Source organism: Nonomuraea sp. NPDC049784 (assembly GCF_040659615.1).
Lineage (GTDB): Bacteria > Actinomycetota > Actinomycetes > Streptosporangiales > Streptosporangiaceae > Nonomuraea.
Map to the genome: position 1 here is coordinate 1 of NZ_JBFAMX010000831.1, position 3,604 is coordinate 3,604.

3 protein-coding genes and 1 pseudogene are annotated in these 3,604 nt (G+C 70.3%); 1 reads left to right on the plus strand and 3 read right to left on the minus strand.

The genetic code is table 11. The features are described 5' to 3' along the window. A partial coding sequence (locus AB0J09_RS59340) for a response regulator transcription factor (RefSeq protein ID WP_360712315.1) occupies window positions 1–267 on the minus strand: 267 nt, incomplete at its 3' end. Between the two features lie 294 nt (window positions 268–561). Between AB0J09_RS59340 and AB0J09_RS59345 the strand changes: the two genes are divergently transcribed. Further along, on the plus strand, window positions 562–2,232 hold the full coding sequence (locus AB0J09_RS59345; protein WP_360712319.1) for a GAF domain-containing protein: 1,671 nt from the start codon (window positions 562–564) through the stop codon (window positions 2,230–2,232). A gap of 28 nt (window positions 2,233–2,260) precedes the next feature. On the opposite strand, the gene AB0J09_RS59350 is transcribed toward AB0J09_RS59345, so the two are convergent. Continuing rightward, window positions 2,261–2,668, minus strand: coding sequence for a pyridoxamine 5'-phosphate oxidase family protein (locus AB0J09_RS59350; protein WP_360712317.1), 408 nt, complete (start codon window positions 2,666–2,668; stop codon window positions 2,261–2,263). Between the two features lie 155 nt (window positions 2,669–2,823). Next, window positions 2,824–3,604: pseudogene (locus AB0J09_RS59355) on the minus strand (peptidase M28); the annotation flags it as partial.

Sequence of the window (3,604 nt, forward strand, 5' to 3'; positions counted from 1 at the left end):
TGCGTCGTCATCGGCGAACGAGGTCAGCATCAGGCACGCCAGTCCCGGCACCCGGGAGCGCACCTCCCGGCACACGTCCACGCCGCTGCCGTCCGGCAACCGCACGTCCAGCACCGCCACGTCGGGCTTCAACGCGGGAATGCGAGCGACCGCGGACTCGGCCGTCCCGGCCTCGCCGATGACCTCGATGTCCTCCTCGGACTCCAGCATCGCCGCGACCCCCCGCCGCACGACCTCATGATCGTCGACGAGGAACACACGAATCATGTTTACGACGCTATCCGACCGCCGGCACGGCCGAAAATACGAAGGCCCCGACGTCGCTCTTAACAAAAGCCCCATGTCGTAGGGTCTTTCGGCGCTTGACCGGCGGCTGTCTCCCACGTGTCCTTAAAGGAACCCTGAGGAACCGGAATGTACGGCTCGACGCCGTCGCATGGCCTTCCGGCCTTGGAACGCCGAAGGACCCGGGGAAGCGCGCCCACCGCCGGAACCGCAGATGAACGTCGCTGCCGGCCCGGTGCGACACTGATAAATGTGGAGGACGAGCGCCACCCGTTGATGCCGCAGATGCAGCTCGATGAGCTGCTGGCCGAGTTGCAGGTGCGGCTCAACGCCGTGCTGGCCACTCGGGATCGGGTGCACGCGCTGCTCGAGGCGATCGTGTCGGTGGGCAGCGAGCTCGATCTGGAGACCGTGCTGCGCCGCATCACGGAGACCGCGACGAATCTGGTAGATGCCACCTACGGCGCGTTGGGCGTGGTAGGCCAGGAGAACACGCTCATCCAGTTCATCCCGGTGGGGCTGAGCGAGGAGGAGATCGCCAGGATCGAGCACTGGCCGCACGGCCTGGGCCTGATCGGCCTTCTGATCAAGGATGCGCGGCCGCTCAGGCTGGGCCGCATCTCCGACCATCCGGAGTCGTACGGCTTCCCGCCCGGCCATCCGCCGATGGGCACCTTCCTCGGCGTCCCGATACGGGTCCGCGAGGAAGTTTTCGGAAACCTTTACCTGACCGAGAAGCGCGGCGGCGGCGAGTTCGACGAGGAGGACGAGGCCATCGTCATAGCGCTGGCCGCCGCAGCCGGCGTCGCCGTGGACAACGCCCGTTCGTATCAGGTGTCACGGCGGCGTGAGACCTGGCTGCAGGCGTTGTCGCAGGTGACCACGAGCCTGCTGTCCGGTGCCGACCCGCGCCAGGTGCTGAGCTCGGTGGCAGGTTACGCCCGCAAGATGACCGATGCGGACCTGGTCGAGGTGCTCTTGCCTGAGCCGTCGAGGCAGTCGCTGATCGTGGAGATCGCGGAGGGCAAGGGTACTGAGGAGCTGCCGGGCGCCGTCTTCGTGGTGTCGGACACCCTCGCGGGTGATGTATTCACCCAGGGTGAGTCCATGTCCGACCCGGACATGCAGACCGTCCCGCGCCCTGGCTCGCCGCTCCGGCGGCTGGGTTACGGGCCGGTGCTGATGGTGCCGTTCGGAAACGTGCCGAACGTGCGCGGGGTGCTGGTGCTGGCCAAACGGATGGGGCGGTTGCCGTTCAGCGGGGCGGATCAGCAGGTGCTGCAGGCGTTCGCCGGTCAGGCGGCGATCGCGTTGGAGCTGGCCGAGACGCGCAGTGACGCCGAGCGGCTCGGCCTGCTGGAGGACCGCGATCGCATCGCCAGAGATCTGCATGATGTGGTCATCCAGCGGCTGTTCGCCACGGCGATGACGTTGATGAGCACGGTCCGGCTGATTGAGCGGCCCGAGGCGGTCAAGCGGGTGCAGCACGCGATCGACGACCTGGATGAGACGATCCGGAGGATCCGCTCGTCCATCTTCGCGTTGCAGGGCTCCAGCGAGGTGACCGCGCCGGGACTGCGAGGGCAGATCGTGGAGCTGGTGGAGGGCGCCGCCGGTCATCTGGGCTTCATGCCGGGCCTGCGCATGGAGGGGCAGATCGACACGATGGTGCCCGAGCCGGTCACCGAGCACCTGTTGGCTGTGTTGTGCGAGGCTCTGTCCAACGTGGTTCGCCACTCCCGCGCGACCCGCGCTGATGTACTTGTCGAGGCCGCGGGTGCCGAACTCGTCCTCATGGTCACGGACAACGGCGTCGGCCTGGGAGAGACGGGACGCCGTAGCGGCCTGCGCAACATCGAGGACCGGGCCGCCCGGTTGGGCGGCACCGCGGAGCTCATGGTCCCCGAAGAGGGAGGGACACGGCTGCGCTGGCAGGTCCCGCTGTGAGTCATCACCGCCGCGGCCGACGCCGGCTCTAGTCGGTGAGGCGGCGGCCTGACACCTGCTCGGCCTCGACCACGATGTAGTGGTCCCGGCCGGCAGGCGCCCAGGTCGTCAACGGCAGCGCCGCCAGCCGGTCGAGCTCGGCCGGGTCGGTCACGGCCCGCGAATGTCCCACCGCGGTGACAGACCAGCCGGTACGCAGCTCGCGATCGAACTCATCGGCCTCGAAGGCCACCACCGCACGCCGGGTGGCGGCGGCCAGCTTGGACCCGATCGAGGTCCGGATCACGATGGAGCGGCCGTCGAGATAGAAGTTGACCGGCTGCACGGCCGGCAGGGCGTGATCGGTGAACACGATTCGCCCGATCGGAGTCGTGGACAGCAGACCCAGGCACTCGTCGAGGGAGAGCACCTGAAGTCCGGACGAATCCAGCTGCATACCTTCAACATCCCTGCTCGGCGCCCAGCCGCGTTAGAGGCGAAAGTCCCATCCTTCCTGCCGATCAGCGGAACCGCCTGGCGGCGCGACCGGGGCGGCGGTGCCGGCCCGCGAGCCACGGCGGCCCCACGGGCGTGGGGCCGCCACGAGTCGGCTCAGGGGGTGGTGACGGTCGTGCGCGCGGCCGAGGAAGCCCAGTACAGGGCCCGGGCCACCTGCGGGAACAGGCCCTTGGGGTGGTTGCGGAACAGCGGCTCCGTGCCGAACAGCACCACGGCCGCGCCCCGCTCGTCGCGGCCGCTGACCACGGCCGCCTGGCCCCGGGCCGCGTCCTGGCCGCCGGTCCCGTCGGCGTTGGGCCGCCAGTGGCCGGACACCAGGGGCCCGTCGGCCGCGTACGACTGCTCGACCGTGACCTCCGGCCCGAGGCCGGTGAACCAGCGCGGCGAGTACACGAACGAGTGGCCGGGCGATCCGGCGCCGACCTGGCGGCCGGTGGAGACCGTGCGTACCACGCCGTTGGCGTCGCCGCGGCCGGCGACGGAGGTCGCCGTGAGCAGCCCGGCGGCGGTGTTGAAGGCCGCGCCGGTCCCGCCACGGGTGATCACGCCGCCGGTGGTCAGGAACGCGTCGAGCGCCGCCCTGGCCGCCGGGTTGAGCGCGGCGTAGCTCAGCCCGCTGGAGACGTACAGCACGTCGGTCCCGCTCCAGTCGTAGCCCGCGTTGAGCGCCGCGGTGGAGACGGGGGTGACGGCGAAGCCCAGCTCGCGCAGCGTGAACAGCTCGTCCGCCGAAGCGGCGGCGGCGATCCGCACCGCCGACAGCGGGACGCCGGACACCGAGGCCGCGCGGGTGAAGGCCACGCCGTAGCGGTCGGACACCGTCTGCGCGGCCGGCCGGGCGGCCGCGGGTACGATCGCCGTGCCGTCCGCCCAC